The sequence below is a fragment of the Streptomyces sp. NPDC058880 genome (assembly GCF_042742535.1).
Classification (GTDB): Bacteria; Actinomycetota; Actinomycetes; order Streptomycetales; family Streptomycetaceae; genus Streptomyces.
Window position 1 is genome coordinate 34,121 of the sequence record NZ_JBHYMC010000046.1, and the last position, 22,359, is coordinate 56,479.

The window sequence follows — 22,359 nt, forward strand, 5'->3', positions numbered from 1 at the left end:
CGGCCCACCCCCGCCGTCCCACGCACGAGCCCCACGAACGTCGGCAGCGGCTCCACCCCGGACTACATCCTCGCGGCGGTCCGCGTGGTCGCTGTCGGCGAGGCACCGATTTCCGCGGGTGTGACGCGCCGTCTCATCGCGGACTTCGTCGGACGTCCCGCGGCTGTCCCGGAGCGCTCCCCGCAGCCGGTCGAAGGCATCACCGAACGGGAACGGGAAGTGCTGACCCTGGTCGGACGCGTCCGGTCGTACACCGAGATCGCAGAGGACCTCTTCATCACCGTGGCCACCGCCAAGTCGCACGTGTCGCGGCTGCTCACCACACTGGGCGCCCGGGACCGCGTCCAAGTCGTCGGCCGTGAAGCTGATCTGCGCGGTCGGAGCGGACCAGGGGCGAGCGGCGCGGAGATGATTCAGCCGTGGTTCAGGACTTCCTCCCATCTGATCAGGCCGTAGAACTCCAGGCTCTCTTCTGCGGCTTCCGACCGGACGTCGGGTACGGGGCGGCGGACGGACATCGGCGCTTCCCCCGTGTGGTCAGGCCAGACCGGAGGCAATGGCGCGACGTACGGCGTCCGCGCGGTCGCGGATCCCGGCCTTGGCGAACAGGTTGTTGATGTGCGTTTTGACCGTGGCCTCGGTGATGAAGAGCTGCTCGGCGATGCCCCGGTTGGACAGGCCCTGGCCGATCAGCCCGAGCACCTCGCGTTCGCGAGGGGTGAGGTCCTCGGGGAGGGGCCGGTCGGGCGGGGGCACCGTGGTCCGGACGGTGGCCAGGAGCCGGTCCTGGACCTCGCGGTCGAGTACGGACTGGCCGGCAGCCGCGGCCCGGATCGCGCGGGTGATGTCCTGGCGTCCGGCGTTCTTGGTCAGGTAGCCGCGGGCTCCCGCGCCGAGTGCGCCGAGGATCGAGTCGTCGTCGGCGAAGGTGGTCAGGACGACCACCGCGACCTCCGGATACTCGTCGGCCAGCAGGCGAGTCGTCTCGATGCCGTCCATGACGGGCATCCTCAGATCCATCAGCACCACGTCCACCGGGCCGGCGGCGACGGCCGCCAACACCTCGGTGCCGTTGGCCGCGGCCGCGGCGACCTCGATGCCCTCGGCCAGGGCCAGTACCCCGGCGAGGGGCTCACGGACGGCGGCCTGGTCGTCGGCGACGACCACCCGCAACGGCCGCTGCTCCGCGAGGGGTCCGAGCATCCGTCCGGTCGTTCCTCCGGTCATTGCGGGATCACTGCCTCCAATTGCCAGTCGCCCTGGTGCGGGCCTTCGGTGACCGGGCCCGCTGTGAGCGTTCCCCCCAGCAGGGCGACGCGTTCGCGCATGCCGATCAGTCCCATCCCGGTGCCCGTTTCCGGGGCCGGCCAGCGGGTGGCGGGGCGGTTGCGGATCCTCAGCACGGTCGATGCGGGGGCGAACTCCAGCTCCACCCCGACGGCTCCCCCGGGAGCGTGCCGGGCCGCGTTCGCGAGGGCCTCCTGGGCGATCCTCAGCAGGTTCCGGACCGTCCCGGCGGGCACCTCGCACACAGGTGTTCCCGTGACGGTGAGGGCGTCGTAGGTCACACGCTTACGTGTCGGAGGTCCCGCCCTGGGTGGGGCTTCCGCAGGGGCCCGCACTCATGACGCCCCCTCCCCCAGGCGTCATGGGGCAGGCCCGCTCGCATGGCGGGCTGCCGCTCGGTTCCCTACGGCACCGGACAACCTCGCGCCCCTGCCTCTTCCCCGACTGAGGGCCTGTGGGACTCCGCCCCCCGGCGTCGGCGCTCAGACCGCCGCCCCCGGGCAACGGACCCGGCGGCAGCGGCCCATCGCCTGGTCACGACCGGTGGGCCGGGAATCAGCGAGACAGCGCTCCGCGACCACTCCCCACGTTCTACGCCCGAACCGAGCAGCGACGACAGCGCCGACTCAGGGAAGCTGCCGCCGGCCGGTGCCTCAGGCTGCCGAGAAGCGGCGGTTCAGCCGGCGTGGCGGGGTCGTGGACGCGATGCCGCTCGTCGGCATCAGCTCGCCCGGGGCCGCTGGAGTCCCTGCAAGAGGAGCGCGATCAGGCGTCGGGGTTCGTAGCGAGGATCGTTGTCGCGTCCGATGCAGAGATTGCCGATGCCGCGCATCAGCTCGTAGGGCTGTGTGCCGGGCCTGATCTCGTCGGCCTCGACCGCGGCGTCGAGCAGTTGGGCGCAGACGGGCAGCAGGCGGTCGAGGAAGTAGGCGTGCAACGCGGCGAACCGCTCACTGTCGGATTGCAGAGCGTCGGCGAGGCCGTGCTTCGTGACCAGGAAGTCGACGAAGAGGTCGACCCATTGACGCAGTGCGTCGAGCGGGGAATCGGCGCCGGCCAGCAGGTGCGGGCCGGCTTCGGCGCATGCCTCGATCTGGTGCTGGTACACCGCGGTGACGAGGTCTGCCCGGGTCGGGAAGTGGCGGTAGATGGTGGCCATCCCCACGCCCGCCCGGGCTGCGATCTGGCGGATCGGTGCGTCGACGCCCGAGGTGACGAACACCTCGGCCGCGGCCGTGAGCACCGTCTCCCGGTTGCGCTGGGCGTCGGCCCGCTTGCCTCTGGACGGCGAACCTCCTGCGGGGCCCTCGGCGGCCATTGCGATCTCCTTCACAGCCGATTGACAAAACGGAGCAGCGCTCCGGATACTAAATGGAGCAGCGCTCCGTTTCAGGATAACCGAAGCGGGACGCCCCTGACCGCCCTCTCCGCCTGCTGACCGCACGAGTCCGGTGGACGGCAGGCGCCACCGAAAGGGAGCCCACCTCATGAGTACAGCCAGCACCGCCGACGCCCTGGGGACCGTTCCGGTCCTGTCCTTCAGCCCCGTGGTCCTGTCCGTGGCCGGACGCCCCGTAGACCTTCAGCTGCGCGTCTCCGCCCCCGCGACCGGAACGGACCTTCCGGTCATCCTCCTCTCCCACGGCCACGGCCCCTCGAACAACCTCTCCTCGCTCAACGGCTACGCACCGATCGTCAACTTCTGGGCGGCACACGGATTCGTCGTCGTCCAACCCACCCACCTCACTTCCAGCACACTGACCCGCCTGGTCGCCGACGCCCCTGGTGCACCGGACTTCTGGCGCTCCCGCGCCGAGGACATGAGCCACATCCTCGACCGGCTCGACCACATCGAGAGCGCCGTGCCGCAACTCGCCGGACGGATCGACCCCACCAAGGTCGCCGTCGCCGGCCACTCGCTCGGCGGCTTCACCGCCGCCCTCCTGCTGGGCGCCGGACTCACCGACCCCGACACCGGCCGCTTGATACACCTTCACGAGCCCCGGATCAAGGCGGGCGCGCTGCTCGCCCCTCCCGGCAGGGGCGGCGAGGTCTTCAACGGGCCCATGGCCCAGCAGTGGCCGGTGATCGGAGCGGTCGACTTCTCCACGATGAGCACACCGGCGCTGGTCGTCACCGGCGACAAGGACGACCCCCGGCACTTCACGGACATGGGACCGGACTGGCACGCGGACCCCTACACCCTGGCCCCCGGCCCCAAGACCCTGCTCACCCTGTTCGACGCGGAGCACGGGCTCGGCGGGATCGCCGGATACGACGCCGCCGAGACCACCGACGAGAGCCCCGAGCGCGTCGCCGCCGTTGCCCGGCTGACTTCGGCGTATCTCCGCACCCTGCTCCACCCCGGCGACGATGCCTGGCAGACCGCCTACGCGGCACTGACGACGGGAAGCGACCCGGTAGGCCGGGTCGCAGCCAAGTAGGCTCCCTGCCACCGCTTCCGGAAGCCAAGGCGAACCAGCGCTCCGACACGGCCGTCGGCCAGATGGTCACCACCAACCGTGCCTTGCGGTGGGGCCGCTACCGGCCTCGGCCTCTGCAGGTTCGCTCGCCGCCGCGCAGGGATGGTGCAGGGCTGGTGGACTGGTGGACCGCCTGCTCAGCGGGCGGCCCGCTGGTCGTGAACGGCCAGTGACAGCGCCCTCATCGCGGCATGCGCGCGCCCGGCGTCCGCCCCCTCGTCCACCGCCTCCAGTGCGGCGGCCGCCGACACGCGCACCGCCTGTGACAGACCCTCATGCGCGCAGACGCGGTAGGCAACGCCCCGCCGCGCGTCGCGTTCCTCCCCGCTGACGCCGAAAGTCGTCAGGGGGAACACCGCCGCCTGATACGTCGCGACGCTGACCAACACCGCCTCCGCGACGCCCTCCGCATACCCGTCCCCTCCCTCGACACCAGCCCCCGAGGCGGGGGCCGGGGCGGGGTCGGAGCGGAGGAAGGAGGTCACGTGGCGGCGCGAAAGGAACGAACCGACCCCCGCCCCGAGCCCCGCCGCCACCGCGGCCAGCACGCCCAAGGCCCGCCCGCCCAGCAGCCAACCGAAACAGGCCCCGCCCGCCATCCCGCACATCACCAGCACGAACGTGATCATCAAATGGATACGGGCAACGGGCGAAGACCTCATGTCCAGCAGTATGCACACCCGCCCGGCCCGCGCTCCGACGGCGGCCGCACCCTCAAAGTCACCTCAGGTCGAAGAGCAGGTTGACCGAGTTGTAGTAGTCGGGCAGGTGTACCAACTCCGAGCCCGGACGCGGCGGGTCGGCCTTCGGCCAGTTGCGCGGGCCCAGCAGGTGGTCGGCGTAGTCGGTGCGCGGGGCCTTCGGAACGAACCAGACGCGGTACGCACTGTGCCGCGCGTCCGTCTCGAACCGCCAGAGTTGCGTCGCCCGGTCCGCGCCGGTCCGGCAGGAGCGGAGGGTGATTTCGGCGAGGTTCCCGCCGGCGGTGCTTCCCTCCAGACAGGTTCCGGTGTCCGCATTGCGAAGCTGGTAGCTGTTGCCGTGGGCGGGCAGCCGCTGCCACCCCTGGTCCGCCTTCCCGGTGCACTTCTCCAGCACCACCGCGCCGCCGGAATCGTGCCCGCCCAGGCCGACGCACAGCCCCGAGGCAACGTTGACCAGAGCGGCACCGGTGCGATCCGGGGAGGGCGACGCCGAGGTCGACGCCGAGGGCGGCGTGGCGGACGCGGAGGCGGACGGGAGCTTCGTGGCGGGTGCCCGGGCGAAGTCCGCCGAGCCGATGGCCTCGATCGAGACGGCTTCGGGGAGCGGGACCCTCAGGGCTCCGGGCGTGCTGACCGCAGCCGCGTCCGGACCGGCCCCGCTGTTGCCGGAGTCGGCCGGCAGCAGCACCGCCACGGTGGCCGCCGTTCCCGCCAGGGCCGTCGCAGCGGCCCACTTCACGGCTCCGGCCTTGGCTCCGGCGAGCTGAGTACCGTTCAGGGTGGCTGCCGCGAGGTGTGTGCCGTTCCCGCCGAGAGCGGACAGGAAGGAGGCAGGGTTCCACAGCAGGATTCCGCCCAGCAGCAGCACACCCAGGCGGCCGTTGACGTCCCGCAGGTCACGCTGGGCCCGTGCGCACCCGTCGCACCCCTGGAGGTGACGGCCCAGGTCCCGGGTGAGGCGGGTGCCGGGGCGGCGGAGCCTGGCGGCGATCTGCCCTCCGAAGTGGCGACACTCGTCGCTTGCGCTCTGGTCCAGGTGGGCGCGCAGGTACGCCTCTCTCAGGCCCTCCCGTGCACGCGCGACCAGTGAGCCCACCCCGCCCGCCGATATCCCGAGGCGTGCCGCGGTCGCGGCCGCCGGCTCGCCCTCGACGACGGAGTGCCACAGAACGGCCTGCCAGCGCTCCGGCAGCGACTGGTAGGCACGCAGGATCAGCGACCCTTCCTCCTCCGTGAAGACGGCGTCCTCGGTGTCGTGGCCCGCGGAGAGCTGGGCGGCCCATTCCTCGAAGTCGTCGGACAGTCTCGTCCGGGATGCCTCCCGCGCCCAGGTGGCCGCCAGACGGCGCACGCAGGCCAGCAGGTAGGGCCGCCAGGCGTACTCGGGCCCGGCCCCCCAGGCGACGGCCCGGTAGGTACGGGCGAAGGCCTCGGCGGCGAGGTCCTGGGCGGTGGCGAGGTCTCGGCAGCACGTGCGGGCGTAGGCGAGCACCGTGGAATGGTGACGGGCGAACACCTCGTCCATCACGTCGCTGACCACCGCGTCGGGCTCCGCGGTATGGCCGCGCAACAGGGCGCAGAGTTCCCCGTCGCTGAGGCTTCGAAGATGCTGCCGGCGGTCGGTGCCCGGTGTAATCAACACTCGCTCCCGTGTGGCTTGCTGGAGACCCGGGCATCAGTGCCGGGTGCACCTGTCATGAGGGTGCGACGCTGCGCCCGAGCGGAATTCGCGCAAGTGTGCACGCTGGCCGGGCTGCAGGCAAGCAGGTTCAGGACCGCCGCGAGGAGTCGGTGAGCACGATCGGACCGGATGCTCCGATCGCGCCAACCAGGCTTCGTAAGGCGGCTCCTGATACGTCAAAACCTGTTATGAGGGCGCAACCAGTTCCTTTTGTAAGCGAGTTGTGGTCGGCCTTTCGGTTCTTCGGATGTCGGTCAGAACGGGAGCGGGCGTCACGGCAGTCGTTCTCCTGCGCGGCGGCGACGCCCTCCGGGCGCGCGTTTCGTTTCGTGGATTCCACCTCCTCACCGACGTTTTTGTCAGGAGGATCACAAGAACCGGAACCCCGGTGAGCGCCTCGCGGGACGCCCGGACCGGCCGCACCGCCGCGCGGTGCCGCGCCCCACGGCCGTACCGCATCGGCGCGCTCACGAAAACTTCACAACTCGGCTTCAGCGTGGCCCGGTCGACGATGCACGGCGTTCCGGACCGATCCACCTGCGCTTCCCCGCCAGGACTCCGGCCCGGCGCCAGAGGGCTTCGACTCGCGGCGCCCTCGGCGGACCGCATGCCATGGGAGCCCTCACCCCGGGCCGCGGTGTGGCTGGAATCCGTCGGGTTCGCAGAACCTGCGGAGCGCGTCGCTCCGCCGGATGCCGCGAAGAGGGGCCCAGGCAGCGGCAGCTGCGGGCAGCGCCTCCACCGGCGAGGGTTCGCAGCCGGGCCGCGCTCCCACCCTGAGGGCTTTCGGCGTGAAACCGGGCCGCCCGTCGGCCACGCTGTCGTGGCGGCAGCGGCAGCGCGGGCGGGTATCCGGCACCCTTGGACCCCCGGGCCGGCACCGCGAGCCGTGCCCGCGTCATGTGCGGCGCGTCTTTGCCCGTTCATGGCCGGCGCATGGCACGGACGTTACGCGCCCGTCGGCCCCTTGTGGGTGAGGCGGCGGGTGGGTCAACCTTGCTGCAGCGCAGCCGAGTTGACGTTCTGTCATGTGCATGCCGCCTGGCTGTCGGCAGCGGCTGCGCTCCATCCCCGAAGTGCACCGCCCATGAGGAGGACCCCCCACATGTCCGTGATGCGTCACACCCGCCGGAGGCTCGCCGGCGTCAGCGCGACCGCGGTCGCGGCCCTCGCGCTCGGCGCGGCCGCCGCCCTGCCCGCCTCGGCCGCCGACAGCGGCGCGCAGGGTGTCATCGAGAACGCAGGGGCGGCCGGGAGCGTCTCCGGCAGCTACATCGTGACCCTGAAGGATTCCGCTGCCCGCTCCACCGCCAACAGTGGCAGGGCCGTGGCCAAGCGGTACGGCGCGAAGATCGACCGGACCTACAGCGCGGCCCTCAACGGCTACTCCGTCAAGGTCTCCGAGGCGCAGGCCAGGAAACTCGCCGCCGACCCGGCCGTCCAGGCGGTCGTGCAGGACCGGGTCTTCACCGTGGACACGACCCAGCCGAACCCGCCGTCCTGGGGCCTCGACCGGATCGACCAGCGGTCCCTCCCTCTCGACAGGAGCTACACCTACCCCGACAAGGCGGGCGAGGGCGTCACTGCGTACATCATCGACACCGGAGTCCGCATCACCCACCAGGACTTCGGCGGTCGCGCCTCCTACGGCTACGACGCCATCGACAACGACAACACCGCCCAGGACGGCCACGGCCACGGCACGCACGTCGCCGGCACCGTCGGCGGATCGGCCTACGGCGTTGCCAAGAAGGCCAAGATCGTCGGCGTCCGTGTCCTCGACAACAACGGTTCCGGCACGACCGCCCAGGTCGTCGCGGGCATCGACTGGGTGACCCGCAACGCCGTCAAGCCCGCCGTCGCCAACATGTCGCTCGGCGGCGGCGCCGACTCGGCACTCGACACGGCCGTCCGCAACTCCATAGCCTCCGGCATCACCTACGGTGTCGCGGCGGGCAACGAGTCGACCAACGCCTCCACCAAGTCCCCGGCACGCGTCGCCGAGGCCATCACCGTCGGCGCCACCACCAGCTCCGACGCCAGGGCGAGTTACTCCAACTACGGCAGCGTGCTGGACCTCTTCGCCCCGGGCTCCTCCATCACCTCCGCGTGGGGCACCGGCGATTCCGCCACCAACACCATCTCCGGCACCTCCATGGCCACGCCCCACGTGGTGGGGGCCGCGGCCCTGTACCTGTCGCAGAACACTTCGAGCACCCCGGCGCAGGTCCGTGACGCCCTCGTGGCGGGCGCCACTCCCAACGTGGTGTCCAGCCCCGGTTCGGGCTCCCCGAACCTGCTGCTCAACGTCGGTGGGGGTGGCACCGTCCCGCCGGGCAAGCGCTTCGAGAACACGGCCGACTACGCGATCAGCGACAACTCGACCGTCGAATCGCCCGTCACCGTCAGCGGGGTCACCGGCAACGCCCCGGCGGCGCTGACCGTCGCGGTCGACATCAAGCACACCTACATCGGCGACCTGAAGGTGGACCTGGTCGCGCCGGACGGCACCCTGTACAACCTGCACAACCGTTCGGGCGGCAGCGCGGACAACATCATCAGGAACTACACCGTCAACGCCTCCTCCGAGGTCGCCAACGGCGTGTGGAAGCTGCGGGTGAGCGACAACGCGTACCTCGACACCGGAAAGATCGACTCCTGGGCGCTGCAGTTCTGAGGCAGCACAGGCAGCGGCGCACGACTCCTGAGCCGCGATGAACAGGCGGGGGCGACCATATGGTGGTCGCCCCCGCCGCATCGTTCACGGACGCCAGGGCTCTACGAGGGGCGCAGCGGGTCCGGCCGCGAGCGACCGGCGGCCCGCGCCCCGGCCACCGGTCTAGTCGCGGCCGCCCCCCGCTCCGTCGAGGGCGGTGACCGTGCCGCCGCCCGCGAGGGTCGCGGCCAGGGACACCGGGCCGTCGGGTCCGGACCAGGGTGCGGTGAGGGTGCGGTCGGAGGTGGCGGCGCGCACGGCTCCCGTGGCCGTGATCGCGGCGACTTGGCGGCTTCCGGCGGCCAGCAGGTACCAGCGGCCGGCCGGGGAGCGCCAGCGCAAACCCGCGAGGAGGTGCTGGCCGAACCTGCCGCAGGCGGCGGTGGACCGGGCCTTTGCCACGTCCCGGGGCGTTCCGGAAGCCAGCCGCAGGCGGACCGCGACATCGCCGGGCCCGGCCCAGCCGGAGGCCCGGGTGCAGGACCAGACCGCACGGCCCGCGCCGTCGGGCAGTTCGGCGGCCGCGAAGTCCCAGACGTTGACGGCCCGGTAGGCGCCGCCACGCAGATCACCGAGCCGACAGGCCAGCCGCGCCCAGGCCGTGCGGGCCTCGGGAGCGGTGACCTCCCGCGGCTGGCGGGCCGGGACAGCGCCGGGACCGTCCGGGAGCGGGGTGTAGGTCAGGTGTACCGGGGACAGCGCGCCGAGGTCGGTCAGGACGAAGGAGTGCTTCTCAACGATGCGGGTCGAGGAGGTGAGTTCGAGGACGGGCCAGGAGGTACAGGATCCGCCGGCCGGAGGTACCGCGGCCGGGGCGGTGACCCCGTCGGCGGCGACGGCGAGCGGGTGTCCCGTGTCACCCGCCCGGAGCAGGTCGCGGGTGGCGGTCGTCGCGATCCAGGGGGCGAGGAGGTAGCGGGCCGACGTCCCGTCGGGGGTCCGGGACAGGGTGAGGGCGGCCGCCGTGGTGACCCCGGCGTCGTCGGTGCGGGTGACGTCGAGCGTGCGGCTGCCGCCCGTTGTCCCGGTGGCGCTTTCGCCGTAGCGCACGACGCGGTCCCCGTCGCGCATGAGCACCACCGCGCGGCCGTCCAGTTCGCCCGCGTACAGCAGTTGGGGCGGCTGCGCGGGCGGTTGGGCCGTGGTGCCGGGCGCCGCGGCGACCGGCGTCCTGCCCGGCGCGGCCCACGTGCCCAGTGCACGGGCCAGCAGGTCGCGGTCGCCGGTCCGGCCGCCGCGGGCGGGCCAGGCGGTGAAGTCGACGCGGGCGGTGTCGGCCCAGGCCTCGGCGGGAACGCGCTGGAGCCGGGCGGGGTCCAGCGCCGTGGAGACCGCGGGCCCGGCGGCCGGCCGCACGTCGGGAGCCGGCCGCGAGCCGTGGACACAGAGCGCGGTGAGGGCCAGCGCCAGGGTGGCGAGACCGGCCCAGCAGGCCCGTGCCCTGCGGCGTCTGCGCAGCAGGTCGGTGGGGCGGGCGCTGACCACGCTGGCGTCGAACTCCGGTCGACGCAACGCCTCGAGGAGTTCCTTCCCGACGGGCAGAGCGAGGGCTTCGTGCAGGGCACCGGCCGGATCGGCCGCCCCTGCCCGGCCGAGGAGGCGTACGAGCTCGTGCTCCGGGAGGTCGTCCAGGTGGTGGAGGACGAACGCCGCACGCACCGGGGCCGGAACACCGCTAAGTGTCCGGGCGGCCTCGTCGATCCCTCCCGCGGGCGGCCACAGCCTCAGCCCCCACACGAAGGGCGGGACGGGCGGCCGGGCGATCCGGCCCCGGAGGGTGCCCGGGGGTCCCGAGGGGGTGAGGGTGGCCCGCAGGACGCGGGCGCGGACCAGCGCGAGGTGCGGGTCGGGCCGGTCGGGCCCGCCCTCTGCGGGGGCCGGTCCCGCCGGTGTGCCGGAGCGGGGCAGCGCCCGCTGCACGGCTTTGTGGGCCAGCAGGACGCGGGTGTGCCGGACCAGCGAGTCCGGGAGCGTCAGGTAGGCGAGCCGGACCAGTCGGGGGTACTGCTCGACCAGGGCCGCCTCGGCGCGCTCGACCCCGGTCGGGCCGAATCTCTGAGAGGTGCTCACGCTGGCGTCAAACGAGTGAATCCTGCGATGGTCACACGCCGCGCTCGCGCACACCGCCGCCGCCGGGCAGCCCGGTCCGGGTCACTCCCCCGTCGCCGCCGTGATGTCCCACCGGGTGATGTCGCCGCTCTCCTGGGCCACGTACAGCGTGCCGTCGGGTCCGAAGGCGAGGCCGTGCGGTTCGCAGTCGGGTCCGGACAGGGCCGTTTCGGTGACCCGGCCGATCCGTCCGGTGGCCCAGGCGGTGTACCAGCAGGCGCCGTCGGGTGCCACGGCCACCGCGTGCGGCCGGCACTGAGGGTCCGGCAGCGGGTACGCGGTGACGGCGCCGCCGGCGGGCGAGCGGGTCCAGCCGGCCGATCCGGCCGGAGGCAGCCGGCGCCCTGGCACGCTTCTGGGACGACCGCTACGCGCGCTGCCGCGTCGTCGTCGACCGCGCCACCGCGCGCGGGGAGCTGCCGGGCCCGGCCGACGCCCGAGCCCTGCTGGTCGCCGCCACCGCACCGTTCTACCACGAACTGCTGCTCCTACGGGCCGGCCCGGACCCGGCGCTGCCCTCCCGGTGTGCGTCGGCCGCGGCAGCGGCGGGGCGTGCGGGGGCCTACCGCACAGGCCCACCGGCGAGCACCCGGTGCCACGGCTGACGCGGTCTCAGGCGCCCGGCTCCGGGCCGCCGGGCGGTGCGGCCGGCGGGTTCTGCTCGGCCGGGCCGCCAGGCCGGGTGCCGCCGGTGCGGCGCAGTGCCTGCGCGCCCGCGCTGGGCGCCGTGAGGTGCTCCAGGGTTCCGGTGATCTCCAGGATGCGGTTCAGCTGTACGGTCCGGCCGTCGATGTGGAGCCCCGCGCCCGCCTGGTCGGTGCGTCGACGGACCATCAGCAGCGCCGCCAGGCCGCTGGAGTCGACGGCCGACAGCCCGGCGCAGTCCAGCCGCAGGTCCCGCAGCCCGGGATGGGCAGCGAGGAGGCGGTCGACGGCTTCGACCAGGCGGTCCGCGTGGAGGTGGTCGAGGTCGCCGCTCAGCTCGACGCGCACGGCCTCGTGCGAGGACGAGTACGTCAGGCCGAGCGGGGCGGGGGGCAGGCTCGTCATTCGGCGGTCCCGGCATCGGTGAGAGGGGTACGGGTCAGACCGGAGGCTCCGGCCCGCAGGGTGGCGACGGTGCGGGGGAAGTCCTGCAGTTCACGCTCCAGGATGCGCAGGGCGGGCAACAGCGAGGCGGCCGGCACCCCGCGGGCGTCCAGGACACCGGCGGTCCACAGCAGGAAGCCGCAGAAGAGTTCCCCGTCGCCGGTGTAGAGGGCGGCGGCCAGGAACTCGACGATGTGGGAGAGGTCCTCGGCGGTACGCTCGCGCTGCTCGTCGGTGTACCCGCCCAGGGACGCGGAGGCCTGCTCCAGCTGGTCGAAAACGGCCCGGACCAGCCGCGGGCGGCTCCGGGCGACCAGCGTGTACTCCTGGTCGCCCAGGTGCGGCAGGTCGTCGACGGCATGGTGGCCGGGCCGGGGCCGGGGCAGCGGGCCGCGGGCCAGCTCGTCGGCGGCGGCCCGTGCGTCAGGGGCCCAGGCGTCCGCGCCCAGCAGGCGTGCATAACGGCCTTCCGGGCCGAAGGCGGCGCCGCCCACGATCACGGGGGTCCCGACGGCCTGACAGGCGGTGATGGTCGCGTGTGCGGCGGGCAGCCGGGTCGCGAGGGAGCCGGAGAGGGCCACGGCTTCGGGGCCGGTGCGGTGCAGGTGCGCGACGAGGTGAGGGGCGGGGACCTGCGCGCCGAGGTAGTCGACGTGCCAGCCCCTGATCCGCAGCACCTCGGCCAGGAGCCGGGCGGGCAGGGCGTGCCATTCGCCGTCCACGCAGGCCACCGTGACCCGGCCGCGCGTCGGTTCCGTGCGCGCGGCCGGGTGCAGGGCGACGGCGGCGACGGCGCGGTCGTTGATGGCGGTCGCGGCGTGCTCCTGGGCGACGGTGATGCGGTTCGCCGCCCACTCCCGGCCGACCTTGCCCTGTACGGCGGCGATGACGTCCAGCAGGATGTCCTCCGCCGGCGTGCCCCGGTCCAGTGCGTGCAGCAGCGTACCGACCGTGGCGGCCTCGTCGAACGCCATCACCGACTCCCAGATCCGCGCGCGGAGTTCCTCCGGCGCGGGAGCCGGAGTCCCGGCCCGGGCGGGTGTACGGGCGGGCGCGGGCGCGGGTACGGGGGCAGGAGTCGCGGCGGGGGCCACGCTGCGGTCGTGCGGGCTCACGCGGTGAACCGCCCGCGGGTGTGCCCGTCCACGGCGCTGAGGTGGTTGGTGCGCGGCGCCGAGATGACCACGACGGCCATGTCGTCGTGGCGGCCGGCCCCCACCCACCGGGCGGTGAGCATCTGCACGTGCTCCACCACTGCCTCGGCCGGCATCGCCGCGCACTCCGACAGGGCGCGGCGCAGCCGCTCCTCCCCGAACATCGCGCCGCCCATGGGCCCGCCCCGTGCCTCGCTGATCCCGTCGGTGTACAACACGCAGGTGTCCCCGGGGGCCAGCGTCACGCGGGCCGTCTGCGTGGTGATCCGGGGCAGCGCGCCCACCAGCGTGCCCTTCGTACGGGCCTCCTCCACCCTGCCGTCTGAACGCAGGATCAGCGGGGCGGGGTGTCCGGCGCTCGTCAGGCTCAGCCGCACCGTGTTCCCGTCCCGGGACGCGGAGGCGAGGACCATGGTGGCGAAACGGGTGTTCTCGGAGTTCAGCAGCGAGGTGTTGAGCAGGCTGAGCATCCGGTGGTGGTCGTCGGCCATCGGCAGGAGGGCGTGCAGGGTGTTGCGGATCTTGCCGGTCATCACCGCCGCCTCCAGGCCCTTGCCGCACACGTCCCCGAGGACGACGAGGGAGGGGGCCCCCTCTTCGGCGGCGGGGTGCACGTCGTAGAAGTCGCCGCCGACCCGCTCGTGGTCCTTCGAGGGCCGGTAGCCGCCGGCGTACTCCACTCCGGAAACCTGGTGGAGCGAGGGCGGCAGGAGCTCGCGCATCAGCGTGTCGGTGATCGACGCCTGTTCCGCGTAGAGCCGGGCGGCGGACATCGCGGCGCCGGCCCGGGCGGCGAACAGGCGCGCGAACAACTCCTCTCCTTCGGTGAACGCTTCGGCGCCGTCGGACCGCAGCAGGACCAGGGCACCCGCGGGCACGCCGTGGCCGGGCAGCGGCGTGATGACGATCGACCCCACGGTGTCGAGGCCGTCCGGCACGAGCCAGGCCGGCGCGGCGGACGGGTCGAGCCAGCGGGAGGGGACGGGCGGGAAGCCCTGGAGCGCCTCGGCGAGCCCCGGCACCTCCTCGGGGTCGACGACCACTCGGGACACCACGGGGCTGCCGCCGCGGACGCACGCCACGATCGGCAGCTCGCAGCCGTGCGGCGGGGCGAACACCAGGGCCGCGTCCGCGAGGTGGTCGGCCGCCATCTGCGCCGTGACGTCCATGCACCGGTCGAGGTTGAGGGACGACAGCAGGAGGTTGGAGGAGCGGACCAGGAACTCGGTGCGTTCCCGTTCCGTCCACAGGGCTTCGCGGGCCAGGCGGTGGTCGGTGTCGTCCACGAGCCACCAGACGACCGTCCCGTCGGCCCCGGGCGTCGGGTGTGCCTCGTACGAGCGGTCGCCCACCGGGCCCTTGAGGGTGCCGGCCCGGACGGACGGGCGCTGCGCGGGCAGCTGCGTGGTGCAGCGCGCGTGCGCCGACGCAAGCCATCCGGGGACCGCGTCCGCCATCGACGCGCCCGGGCGGGCGTCCGGGAAGACCAGTCCGGCGGCTTCGTTGGCGTGGAGCACGACGGCGCCGGCGTCGGCCACCAGCACCGGGTAGGGGGCCTGACTCCAGGACAGGCCCGCGGTGGGCGGGTTCGACGTCGTCTCGGTGGAAGGAACCAAACCTTGAAGGTCCGCTGCGCGGACCCCTCACCTCTTCATCGCGTTCAGCACGTCGGACGGACCTCGGAACAACTTCGGCACCGGCATCGGCGCGATAGTTGCCCTCCGGCAACCATCCTCCATGGGCCGTGCACCGTGCAACCCCGCCCGGGCCGGACGTGGGAACGAGGATTCATCCCTGAGGGGTGTTCCGATGTCGGTCCGCACGTCCTGCGGGCACCCGGTCGCCAGGCCCGCGCCCTATGTAGGAGGATGGCCCGGTGACCGGAGAGGAAGCGGCTGTCGCCACGACCACGGAACGCGACGCGCCCGTCGTCGGCCTGCGCGGCGGAGCCGACGAGGGCAACCCCCCGCTCCTGGCCCGTGCCGCCGCCCGAGCAGCGGTGGGCGGCCTGCGGCGGACCGCCGTACGGCGATTGTTCGAGCCGCCCGGATCCGCACCGTCGTTCGGCACGGCCGGCGGCGCGACGACCGCGACCGCATGCTGAGCGTTCCCGCCCGCTCCCGAGCGGACCGCCGCGATCCGGCCCGTGCGTCCACGGGCGGGCGGTGAGCATGATCCCACCCCCGTCGCCCGAAGCCTCCCGGGGCGCGCAGCAGCAGCGTGAGGGCACCGGCGGTCACCGGCCCGCCGCTCCGCCCGGCACCGCGGCCGCGGCCCGTGAGCAGGTCCGTCAACTGCTGCTCCGCGCCGGGGTGGACCTCGGCAGTGCCACCGCCGCGGATGCTCTGCTCGTCACGTCGGAACTGGTCACCAACGCGATCCGGCACGGTGCCGGCGTCACCGCCTTCCGGGCCGACATCGCGGACGACGTCCTGCGGCTGTCCGTCAGCGACGCCAGCCCCCGCCTGCCCGCGGCCCGTACGGGCACGGTCGAGCAGCCCGGCGGGTACGGCTGGCCGCTCGTCCAGCGTCTGACGGAACAGGTCGACTGCACCGCCCGTCCCGACGGAAAGACCATCACGACGGCCCTCCGCCTGAGCTGACCCGCTCCGGTAGGGGCCGCGGCGGCAGAAGGCAGCCGCGGCGGGCCGGCGCCCGGCTCCGGTCAGGCGGTCCTGCCGGTGAACGACTCCGGAGCCGGCAGCCGCAGCGGCTCCGCGACCGCCGCGCAGAAGGCGGCGAGCCCCGCCGCCAGGGCGGCGCGGGAGGCCTGCGGCATCGCGGCCATGGCCTCGGCCAGCACCTGCTGCCTGCGGGCGCGCAGCCGTGCGAGGTACGTCCGGCCCGCGGGCGTCAGCTGGAGCAGCACCTCACGTCGGTCGTCGCAGCCGGGATGTCGTTCGAGGAAGCCGACGGCCTGGAGGCGGTCGCAGAGCCGCGTGACGGACGGCGGGGCGGCCTCCAGCAACCTGCCGAGCTCACGCAGGTTCAGCTGGCCGTTGCCCTCCACGAGGAACAGGACCCGGGCCTGCGCGGAGGAGACGGGCTGGTCGCTGACCGTGTCCCGGCCCCGCTCCCAGACCACCTCCAACAGCTCGATCAGCTCGCTCATCTCCCCCACCGCCGACACAGCGGGCCGCGGGGAGCCGATCGACGGCTGACTCATGTGACACTCCCTACCGGACGTACGCGCAGCCTTCCCCGGCGGGCCGGCGGCTCCGTCGTCCCCCATCTTGGCAGTTGCGAGGAAGACAGGTGCGGGGCCGGTGACCGAAGGCGAACACAGCGAGGGTGGCGGGAACGTGGAACGCCGGCTGCGCGAGGCGGCGCCGCACGAACTCTTCGAGGAAGTCCGCGGCGTCCTCACCCGCGACCACGGGGCGGCCAGCGCGGAACTGCTCATGGCGGACTACGCCTGCGCCCGGCTGCAGCCGGTCACGGCACGCCCCTTCACCGTCGATTCCGTGTCGGCGTACAACAGCGCCGAGGGCCGGGCCTTCGGCGCCCAGGAGCCGCACGTGGTGTCCGGGGCGGACGGAGCCACCGTCCACCTGCCGGTGAGCGTGCGCGGCGACCGGATCGGGGTCCTGAGCGTCCGCTACCCGGCCGGAGTCCGGGTCGGCGCACTGCTCGGACCGCTGCAGGACGTGGCGGACGCGCTGGCCCACGAGATCGTCGTCGCCGACCGCGACACCGACTTCTTCCTCCAGGCGCGCCGGGCGAGGCGGCTCACCCTGGCCGCCGAGATGCAGTGGCAGCTGCTGCCCGGGCGCTCCTGCTCGCGGCCCGAGTACGACCTCGGGGCCCAGCTGGAGCCCGCGTACGCCATCCACGGCGACAGCTTCGACTGGTCGGCCTCCGCCGACCACCTGACGCTGACCGTCAACAACGGCATGGGTGAGGGCATCGACGCCGCTCTGCTGACCAGTCTCGCCGTCAGCGCCCTGCGCAACGCCCGGCGGGCCGGACTCGGCCTCGCCGACCAGGCGGCGCTGGCGGACCAGGCCCTCTACGGCCAGTACCAGGGGCGGCTGCACCTGGCGATGCTGCTGCTCCGCTTCGACCTGGACACCGGCGAGGCCGAGGTGATCGACGCCGGGTCGCCCCGGATCTGGCGGCTGCGCGGGGGCACGCTGGAACCCTTCGGGCTGGAGGCGCAGCTGCCGCTCGGGATGTTCGAGGACACGGTCTACACCTGCCAGCGCTTCCGGATCCTGCCCGGGGACCGGCTGTTCTTCCTGAGCGACGGCGTCTACGACGTCCTTTCCCCGGCGGGCGAGCGCTACGGGCTGCATGCCCTGGCCCGGGCGGTCGCGAGCACCCGGCTGCTGCCTCCCTCGCAGGTGCCCCGCGCGCTGCTGGAGGAACTGCCCGGTTTCCGGGGCGGTGTGGACGCGACCGACGACGCGATGGTCGTCTGCCTGGACTGGCACGGCAGGCCGGGTACGCAGCCCGGCGGCGTCGAGCGGTAGGCGCGGCGCAGGACGGGGTGCGGCGCGGGGTGGACCGCGCGGTGGGGCGGACCGCGGCGCGGGGTGGGCCGCCCGGACGGGCGGGTGGCACAGTGGTGGCATGGCCCGTCCCGGCCGCTCCGACGCGTACGAGGACCCGGCCGCGGTCCTCGCCGCCGCGGCGGAGCTCCTCGCCGTGCTGCATGCCAGGGGCCAGGACGGCGTGAAACCCGCCGTGTCACCGTCGCAGCTGCGGGCTCTGCTCGCCGTCGAGGGGGCCGAGGGCGTCAATCTGCGGACCCTGGGCCACGTGCTCGGTGCCCGTCCGCCGTCGGTCACCCGGCTCTGCGACCGGCTGGAGGCCATGGGGCTACTGACCCGCTCACCGCATCCGGCGAGCCGGCGCGAGGTGGAGGTGCGGCTCACGCCGCGGGGGCGTGCGCTGCTGGAGGAGCGGCGCGAGATCCGGATACGAGAGCTGTCAGCGGTGCTCGGCCGGATGGCACCCGAGGCCGTGGACGCACTGACCGCGGGCCTGACGGCGTTCCGGGAGGCGGCCGGGCAGCCGTCCCCGGCCCGGATCCCCGACAGCGCCTGACCGGCGGCCGCGGGGGGCGTGCCGGGCCCGTCCGTCGGCATGGCAGAATCATTGAGTTCGTAAAATATTGCCTTCCGGCAAATGATCACTCTAGGCTTACCCGACGGAGCCAGGCGTCCGTCGGGCGTCCGCCGTCCGAACAAGAAGGGGCAGACGCGACGCCATGGTGAGCATCTCCGGGCTCGGGGCCCAGCGCCCGGCCGCCCGTGCACCGCAGCAGGCGATGATCCGGCCCCGGCCCGCGTCCTCCGGCCAGCCGGGCGACTCGCTGGCGCTGTGGAACGGCATCCCTCCATACGTCCTGCTCATCGAGGACGACGAGGGCGATGCGGTGCTCGTCGAGGAGCTCGTGGAGGACAGCGGGATCGAGGTCCGCCTCGGCCGGGCCCGGTCCCTCGCCGACGCACTGCGGCTGCTGCAGGCCGAGGCGCCGGAGTGCGTCCTCCTCGACCTGCACCTGCCGGACGCACAGGGCCTGGACGGGCTGGAAAAGGTCCTTGCCGTGTCCGCCGAGGCCGCGGTCGTGGTCCTGACCGGCCTGTCGGAGGAACAGGCGGGCCTGACCGCCGTCGCGGCCGGAGCCCAGGACTATCTCGTCAAGGGACGTCTGGAAGCCGACGTCTTCATGCGCGCCATCCGCTACGCGATCCAGCGCAAGCGCACCGAACTGGCGGCCGTCGCCCTCCAGGCGAGCAGGCTCCGCGCCGAGGAGAACGCACGCCTCGAACGCGGCCTGCTTCCCACGCCGTTACTGCTGGACAATGCGCCCGATGCCGTCAGTGTCTGCGCCCGCTACCATCCCGGGCGCGCCCAGACGCTGCTGGGCGGGGACTTCTACGACGTCGTCCAGACCCCCGACGGGGCCACGCACGCCGTCGTCGGCGACGTGTCGGGCCACGGCCCCAGCGAGGCGGCGCTCGGCGTGTGCCTGCGCGTAGCCTGGCGGTCCTTCGTCATGGCGGGCGCCCGGGGCGCCGAACTATTGGGACTTCTGGAACGGATCCTGCTGGCGGAGCGCTCCGGCCCGGAGATCTTCGCCACACTGGTCTCCCTCACCCGCCCCGTCGGCACCGGCACCGTCCGCGTGCAACGCGCCGGACACCCGGGCTTCCTGGTCCGCTCCGCGGCCGGTGTGGAGCTGCGTACCGTTCCGGGAGGGCCCGCGCTGGGCATCGTGCCCGGCTGGGGCGCCGGCTGGCCCGTCACCGACGTACCCGTGGAGGCCGGCCACGCCGTGATGCTCTTCACCGACGGGCTGATCGAGGGGCGTGTCGGTCCCGGCCCCGACCGCCTCGACGAGGAGGGCCTCCTGGAGATCGCCCGCCGCCACGCCGGCCTCGCCGCCGAACCGTTCGTCGACACCCTCATCCAGGCGGCACAGGGCCTCGCCGCGGACTGGGGTGGCCTGGCCGACGACGTCGCCGTCCTCCACCTGGAATGGAACTCCCCCACGTGACCTCCCCCGCACAGCCGCCCGAAGCACCCCGAGGACGCACCCCGGGGCGCCGAGGACCGAGCCTCCGGAGCTGGCTGACCGGCGTGCTGGTCGTACTCGCCGTCATGGTCGTCGGGACGGGCGCGCTCGGCGCCGCCCTCCTGTCGCACACCACGACGGCCGGGAACCGGCTCGTCGACGGGATTCTGCCCGCCCAGCGGGACGCCCTGCGGCTGGAATCGGCCCTCCTGGACCAGGAGACCGGTGTCCGCGGCTACCTGCTGACCGGCGAACCCGCGCTCCTGGAGCCGTACGAACGCGGCTTGGCCGACGAAACGACAGCCGTCCGCCACCTGTCCACGCTCCTCGACGGCGACACCGGTGTGCGCGAGGACCTGGCGGCCGTCGAGGCAGCGGCCCGGACCTGGCGCGGGGAGTTCGCGGCCCCGGCCATGGCCTCCGTCGAGGACGGCACCGCACCGCCCTCCCTCCAGGCGGGCAAGGACCGCTTCGACGAGGTCCGCCGCCGCATCGCCGCGCAGCAGGCACGCCTCGACCGCATCCAGGCCGACGCCCGCACCACCTTGGCAGAGGCGCGCTCGCAGCGCGACCACATCCTGATGGCGATCGCCGTGGCGTTCCTGCTGGCCGGAACGGCCCTCGCCGTCCTACTCCACGTGGGGGTGCTGCGGCCGCTCGCCCTGGTGCGGACCGCTTCCCAGCGCGTGGCCGACGGGGCCTTCGACCACGAGATCCCCCTGCGCGGCCCGTCCGATCTGCGGGACCTGGCCGGGGCGGTGGAGGCCATGCGGCACCGGACCGTCGCCGAGCTCAACGCCTCGCGGCGCAATGCGGAGCGGCTCGACCGCACGGCCGCCGAACTCGACGCCCAGGCAGTGGAGCTGCGCCGCTCCAACGCCGAGCTGGAACAGTTCGCGTACGTGGCCTCGCACGACCTCCAGGAGCCGCTGCGCAAGGTGGCCTCCTTCTGCCAACTGCTGGAGAAGCGCTACGGGGACCGGCTCGACGAGCGCGGCGCCCAGTACATCGGCTTCGCCGTCGACGGCGCCAAGCGGATGCAGGTTCTGATCAACGACCTGCTGGCGTTCTCCCGGGTGGGCCGCGTACAGGACGCGCGGGAGACGGTCGCGCTGGACGGCCCTCTGGACCGGGCTCTGCGCAACCTGGCGGCCGCAGTGGAGGAGAGCGGCGCGGAGATCATCCGTCCCGAGCGTCTCCCGGCTGTGGTGGGGGACCCGACCCTCCTGACCATGCTGTGGCAGAACTTGGTGGGCAACGCCGTCAAGTTCCGCTCGCCCGAGCGAACTCCGCGCGTCGAGGTCGCCGTCGTCGACGACCCCGCAGCGGAGGCGGGATTCCACACCTTCACCGTCACCGACAACGGCATCGGAGTACCCGCCGAGTTCGCCGAGAAGGTCTTCGTCATCTTCCAGCGGCTGCACGGTCGGGAAACCTACGGCGGAACCGGAATCGGCCTCTCGCTGTGCAAGAAGATCGTCGAGCACGCCGGCGGGCGGATCCGGATCGACACCGACCACGTGGACGGCACCCGGATCGTCTTCACCCTCCCCGACGCCGCCGTCGCGACCACTCCCGCGGCCGTCGGCGCGGAGACGCCCCGGACCGCCGGGCCCGGCGCAGACACGGCGCCGCCCACCCCCCTGCCCACACAAGGAACCAGCCGATGAGCACTCCCGCAGACCGTCCCCAAGCCACCCCCGCCGAAGTCCTCCTGGTCGAGGACGACGCCGGCGATGAGCTGATGACCCGCGAAGCCTTCGAAGACAACAAAATAGGGAACGTGCTGCACGTGGTGCGGGATGGCCTGGAGGCGCTGGACTTCCTCTACCGCCGCGGCGAGCACGCGAACGCCCCGCGCCCCGATCTGATCCTGCTCGACCTGAACCTGCCCAAGTACGACGGCCGGCAGGTCCTCGAACGGATCAAGACGGATCCCGAGCTGAACCACATCCCCGTGGTCGTGCTCACCACCTCGGCCGCCGAGGAGGACATCCTGCGCAGCTACAAGCTGCACGCTAACGCCTACGTGACGAAGCCGGTGGACCTCGACCAGTTCATCCGGGCCATCCAGCAGATCGACGACTTCTTCGTCACCGTGGTCAAACTGCCCCGCACCGGCTGACGGAGGAGAAGGACGTGAGCAGCATGGACACGCACGATGCCGAGGCGCGCGGTCATGTCGAGACCCGGTCCGACGGTGACGTGCGCATCGTCGTGATGGCGGGTGAGTTCGACATCGACACCGTAGCGGACCTGCGCACCGCGCTGGATCCCGCGGCGCCCGGTGTCAGCCGGTTCGTCCTGGACGTCACCGCGGTGACCTTCGTCGACTCGGCCGCGCTCGGCATCATGCTGCAACCCGCCGTCCTGGACCGGCCGGTGGTCCTGGCGGGTACCGTGCCGCGCCGGCTGGCCCGGCTCCTGGAGATCACCGGCGCCGACCTGGCCTTTGCCACCGCACCCACCGTCGCCGAGGGAGCGGTCATGGCCGTCCCGCCGCGCCGGGGCTGAACCTGCCCCGGGGACTCCCCGACCGGTTTGGGATCCGGATTCCCGGCCATACGGGCGTCGAACAGACTTCGGCGTCCGCCGTGCTGCCCGTCCCGACAC

21 protein-coding genes and 2 pseudogenes are annotated in these 22,359 nt (G+C 73.2%); 12 read left to right on the plus strand and 11 right to left on the minus strand.

The window, feature by feature from the left end; all coding sequences use genetic code 11:
* Positions 1 to 60 precede the first annotated feature (60 nt).
* Positions 61 to 354: pseudogene (locus ACFW2G_RS23465) on the plus strand (response regulator transcription factor); the annotation flags it as partial.
* A gap of 183 nt (positions 355 to 537) precedes the next feature.
* Here the strand turns inward: ACFW2G_RS23465 and ACFW2G_RS23470 are convergent.
* The 3 genes and pseudogenes from ACFW2G_RS23470 to ACFW2G_RS23480 form a co-directional block, all read right to left on the minus strand.
* Entirely contained in the window at positions 538 to 1,203 is a 666-nt protein-coding gene (locus tag ACFW2G_RS23470) for a response regulator (protein ID WP_384452250.1), read from the minus strand.
* A gap of 20 nt (positions 1,204 to 1,223) precedes the next feature.
* A pseudogene (locus ACFW2G_RS23475) lies at positions 1,224 to 1,559 on the minus strand (sensor histidine kinase); the annotation flags it as partial.
* 449 nt (positions 1,560 to 2,008) lie between these two features.
* Complete coding sequence (locus ACFW2G_RS23480; RefSeq protein ID WP_384452247.1) at positions 2,009 to 2,605, minus strand: TetR/AcrR family transcriptional regulator; 597 nt, start codon at positions 2,603 to 2,605, stop codon at positions 2,009 to 2,011.
* Positions 2,606 to 2,774: 169 nt separating this feature from the next.
* Between ACFW2G_RS23480 and ACFW2G_RS23485 the strand changes: the two genes are divergently transcribed.
* On the plus strand, positions 2,775 to 3,731 hold the full coding sequence (locus tag ACFW2G_RS23485) for an alpha/beta hydrolase family protein (protein WP_384452244.1): 957 nt from the start codon (positions 2,775 to 2,777) through the stop codon (positions 3,729 to 3,731).
* A 176-nt stretch (positions 3,732 to 3,907) separates the two neighbouring features.
* Here ACFW2G_RS23485 and ACFW2G_RS23490 read toward each other — a convergent pair whose 3' ends face one another.
* Together ACFW2G_RS23490 and ACFW2G_RS23495 are read right to left on the minus strand one after the other, a co-directional pair.
* Positions 3,908 to 4,432, minus strand: coding sequence for a hypothetical protein (locus ACFW2G_RS23490; RefSeq protein WP_384452241.1), 525 nt, complete (start codon positions 4,430 to 4,432; stop codon positions 3,908 to 3,910).
* Positions 4,433 to 4,490: 58 nt separating this feature from the next.
* Positions 4,491 to 6,044, minus strand: a complete 1,554-nt coding sequence (locus ACFW2G_RS23495; RefSeq protein ID WP_384584097.1) for a sigma-70 family RNA polymerase sigma factor — start codon at positions 6,042 to 6,044, stop codon at positions 4,491 to 4,493.
* A gap of 1,216 nt (positions 6,045 to 7,260) precedes the next feature.
* Between ACFW2G_RS23495 and ACFW2G_RS23500 the strand changes: the two genes are divergently transcribed.
* Positions 7,261 to 8,832 (plus strand): S8 family serine peptidase, encoded by a 1,572-nt coding sequence (locus ACFW2G_RS23500; RefSeq protein WP_384584100.1) that lies wholly within the window; start codon positions 7,261 to 7,263, stop codon positions 8,830 to 8,832.
* A 162-nt stretch (positions 8,833 to 8,994) separates the two neighbouring features.
* Here the strand turns inward: ACFW2G_RS23500 and ACFW2G_RS23505 are convergent, their stop codons facing one another.
* Together ACFW2G_RS23505 and ACFW2G_RS23510 are read right to left on the minus strand one after the other, a co-directional pair.
* Positions 8,995 to 10,941: a hypothetical protein gene (locus ACFW2G_RS23505; protein ID WP_384584102.1), complete on the minus strand. Its 1,947-nt coding sequence runs from the start codon at positions 10,939 to 10,941 to the stop codon at positions 8,995 to 8,997.
* A gap of 81 nt (positions 10,942 to 11,022) precedes the next feature.
* Positions 11,023 to 11,331, minus strand: a complete 309-nt coding sequence (locus tag ACFW2G_RS23510; RefSeq protein WP_384584105.1) for a hypothetical protein — start codon at positions 11,329 to 11,331, stop codon at positions 11,023 to 11,025.
* Here ACFW2G_RS23510 and ACFW2G_RS23515 point away from each other — a divergent pair.
* Positions 11,325 to 11,585, plus strand: a complete 261-nt coding sequence (locus ACFW2G_RS23515) for a TetR-like C-terminal domain-containing protein (RefSeq protein WP_384584117.1) — start codon at positions 11,325 to 11,327, stop codon at positions 11,583 to 11,585. The two genes, ACFW2G_RS23510 and ACFW2G_RS23515, sit on opposite strands and share 7 nt — an antisense overlap.
* Before the next feature lie 7 nt (positions 11,586 to 11,592).
* Here ACFW2G_RS23515 and ACFW2G_RS23520 read toward each other — a convergent pair whose 3' ends face one another.
* From ACFW2G_RS23520 to ACFW2G_RS23530, 3 genes are all read right to left on the minus strand, one after another.
* On the minus strand, positions 11,593 to 12,030 hold the full coding sequence (locus ACFW2G_RS23520; RefSeq protein WP_384452226.1) for an STAS domain-containing protein: 438 nt from the start codon (positions 12,028 to 12,030) through the stop codon (positions 11,593 to 11,595).
* Entirely contained in the window at positions 12,027 to 13,043 is a 1,017-nt protein-coding gene (locus tag ACFW2G_RS23525; RefSeq protein ID WP_106967601.1) for a B12-binding domain-containing protein, read from the minus strand. Before ACFW2G_RS23525 ends, ACFW2G_RS23520 begins: the two co-directional genes overlap by 4 nt.
* Before the next feature lie 137 nt (positions 13,044 to 13,180).
* Entirely contained in the window at positions 13,181 to 14,680 is a 1,500-nt protein-coding gene (locus ACFW2G_RS23530) for a PP2C family protein-serine/threonine phosphatase (protein WP_384452336.1), read from the minus strand.
* A gap of 419 nt (positions 14,681 to 15,099) precedes the next feature.
* On the opposite strand from ACFW2G_RS23530, the gene ACFW2G_RS23535 reads away from it, so the two are divergent.
* Both ACFW2G_RS23535 and ACFW2G_RS23540 read left to right on the plus strand, forming a co-directional pair.
* Complete coding sequence (locus ACFW2G_RS23535) at positions 15,100 to 15,327, plus strand: hypothetical protein (RefSeq protein ID WP_384452223.1); 228 nt, start codon at positions 15,100 to 15,102, stop codon at positions 15,325 to 15,327.
* A 67-nt stretch (positions 15,328 to 15,394) separates the two neighbouring features.
* A complete protein-coding gene (locus ACFW2G_RS23540) occupies positions 15,395 to 15,826 on the plus strand; it encodes an ATP-binding protein (protein ID WP_384452221.1) in 432 nt (143 codons plus the stop codon).
* Positions 15,827 to 15,888: 62 nt separating this feature from the next.
* Here the strand turns inward: ACFW2G_RS23540 and ACFW2G_RS23545 are convergent, their stop codons facing one another.
* Positions 15,889 to 16,389 (minus strand): MarR family winged helix-turn-helix transcriptional regulator, encoded by a 501-nt coding sequence (locus ACFW2G_RS23545; protein WP_384452218.1) that lies wholly within the window; start codon positions 16,387 to 16,389, stop codon positions 15,889 to 15,891.
* Between the two features lie 100 nt (positions 16,390 to 16,489).
* Here ACFW2G_RS23545 and ACFW2G_RS23550 point away from each other — a divergent pair, with 100 nt between their 5' ends.
* The 6 genes from ACFW2G_RS23550 (at position 16,490) to ACFW2G_RS23575 (ending at position 22,260) form a co-directional block, all read left to right on the plus strand.
* Complete coding sequence (locus ACFW2G_RS23550) at positions 16,490 to 17,695, plus strand: PP2C family protein-serine/threonine phosphatase (RefSeq protein ID WP_384584108.1); 1,206 nt, start codon at positions 16,490 to 16,492, stop codon at positions 17,693 to 17,695.
* A 100-nt stretch (positions 17,696 to 17,795) separates the two neighbouring features.
* A complete protein-coding gene (locus ACFW2G_RS23555) occupies positions 17,796 to 18,272 on the plus strand; it encodes a MarR family winged helix-turn-helix transcriptional regulator (RefSeq protein WP_037922656.1) in 477 nt (158 codons plus the stop codon).
* Positions 18,273 to 18,495: 223 nt separating this feature from the next.
* Entirely contained in the window at positions 18,496 to 19,728 is a 1,233-nt protein-coding gene (locus ACFW2G_RS23560) for a PP2C family protein-serine/threonine phosphatase (RefSeq protein ID WP_384452332.1), read from the plus strand.
* Positions 19,729 to 19,811: 83 nt separating this feature from the next.
* Positions 19,812 to 21,416: a CHASE3 domain-containing protein gene (locus tag ACFW2G_RS23565; protein ID WP_384452210.1), complete on the plus strand. Its 1,605-nt coding sequence runs from the start codon at positions 19,812 to 19,814 to the stop codon at positions 21,414 to 21,416.
* Entirely contained in the window at positions 21,413 to 21,871 is a 459-nt protein-coding gene (locus tag ACFW2G_RS23570; RefSeq protein ID WP_037922654.1) for a response regulator, read from the plus strand. Before ACFW2G_RS23565 ends, ACFW2G_RS23570 begins: the two co-directional genes overlap by 4 nt.
* A gap of 23 nt (positions 21,872 to 21,894) precedes the next feature.
* Positions 21,895 to 22,260, plus strand: coding sequence for an STAS domain-containing protein (locus ACFW2G_RS23575; RefSeq protein WP_052030731.1), 366 nt, complete (start codon positions 21,895 to 21,897; stop codon positions 22,258 to 22,260).
* Positions 22,261 to 22,359 lie beyond the last annotated feature (99 nt).